Genomic DNA, 2,010 nt, shown 5'->3' on the forward strand with positions numbered 1-2,010 from the left:
TCCAGGCTCCAGAGCATGAGCCGGGCCTGGGACTCGAAGAGCCGGCCCGAGTCGGCCATGGTCCCGTGCATGGCGGGGGCTGCGAAGGGCAGCAGCAGGGTGGGCTCGTAGGCGGGCTTGAGCACGGTGGTCGTGGCCCCCGTGGTCTTGCGCTGCTCATTACCGACCCAGTCGACCAGGGCATCCACATCCCGGTAGCTGGACAGATTGGCGGGCACGATCCAGAGACGGGCGCCGCCCACGGCATGGCGACGGTAGAGGTCACGGGCCCAGATGACGGTCTGCGGCTTCAGGGAGTGGCAGGCGGCGATGACCGTCGCACCGCCTTCCAGCAGGCCGGCAGTCAGAGATCCCGCAATGGACTTGGGGGCCACGCCGGTGACCACGGCCACGTCCTTGGCGAATCGTGCCGCGGTCTGGTCCGAGTCGGCAGGGGTCATGGCCTGGTCGGCGATGTCGCTGAAGACCCGGGCCAAATCCTGCTCACCGCGTTTGTCTGCCTGCTCGGCGTACCAGACGGCCTGATCGTGCACCTCGCGTCCGGCTCCTAGGAAGCTCAGGCGGCTGCGGTCATCATCATGCTCGTGGTAGATGTGAGCCAGATCCTCTCGGGCGCTGGCCCAACGGTCGTCGAAGAGGACGGCGCGTGAGGCCTCGAACCGTGGCGCCACCTGCTCGGGCCAGTCGCTGCCCAGCTCGGCATTGACGGCAGCCACAACGGCTGCATCTTCATTCTCGCCAGGCTGGACGGTCGGAGGCTTAAGCCCCAGCTTGTCCAAGAGGAAGCGGGCGGTGGATGCCAGCACACCCTCAGAGCCGGTCACCTGGGCTGCGAAGGCATCCAGGGCGGCGGAGTCGACCACGGCACCGCCAGCAGCACCGCCTGCAGAAGGCATGGAGACCGTGACGCCGTGGCGCTGGGCCACCTGCTGAACAGCCTGGTCGATCAGCGCATAGGCCGCAGGCACTGTGGAGACGGCTTCGGTGGGCAGGAGCGCCAGGTCGCCGCCACGCGAGGAGGCACCCTCACGGGTGTCCAGGACCAGGCTGGCCACGGTGGCCGAAACCCAGCCCGCACCCAGCTGCCAGACGTCGGAGACCCGCTGTTCAACCTGTTGCAGCTTGAGGCCGGAGGGGCCGAAGAGGTCGCGGATGCGCTCACGCACAATGTCGGAGAGCACCGGGCCAAAGGGCCGATAGTTAGGAGCCACCTTGTTCACCAAGGCGCTCAGATCGGTCATGCTGGCCTCGGCGGCACCGTCCACGCTGGCCACACCCAGCTCCGAGCTGATGTCCATCAGCAGCTGGTTGCGCCTGGAGGAAACGCCATTGGTCAGGGTGTCGGTGGTGTCGGTCTGCCCGATCTGCTCGGGGCGGATCTTGGTGGAGTAGGCCAGCAGGACGGCGATGGCGTCCGAGGCCTTGAAGGGCAGGTCGGCCACATCGGCACCCGATGGACCGCCGGTGGTCGGGGCCGGAGCAGGATCCGAATCCTCGGCTACTGCAGGGGCAGAGGCAGGGGCTGGAGTTGGCTCCGATGCCGGTGTAGGCGCAGCAGCCTGAGCAGGTTCAGGGCTGGAGTCCTGGACCGGAACTGCGGGCTCCTCCTCCACCGGGGCCATGGGATCAGTGTCGGTCAGATAGACCCGGCTCTCGTCCCTGCCCAGGTTGTAGACGCTTACGTGACGCTCGCGGAAGTCGGGCAGCTTCAGGGTCTTGGTGCCCAGATTGGCCAGGGTGGGCGAATGGCCCAGCCCTACCTCGATCAGCTGCTCCACGCCCAGGCCGCCCTGCTCGGGGGCATCGAACATAATCGCCTGGGTCTCGATCCAACGCACCGGGGAGGCGAACTGCCAGGAGAGCAGCTCAGTCAGCAGCAGACGGCCCAGCTTCTGGTCGTCGGCCGCATACTGGTCCCAGACCTGGGGATCGTCCAGAGCCTGCTTGATGCGCTCGGAGGGAACCACCTCCAGGATGGAGGCCGCGAACTCCTTGGTCATCTGGAAGGGC

At 67.3% G+C, this 2,010-nt stretch carries 1 pseudogene; it reads right to left on the reverse strand.

The window, feature by feature from the left end:
- Positions 1 to 2,010: pseudogene (locus AC0AP0_RS12805) on the reverse strand (type I polyketide synthase); the annotation flags it as partial.

Source organism: Bifidobacterium sp. POST2/T3 (B1), assembly GCF_058197115.1.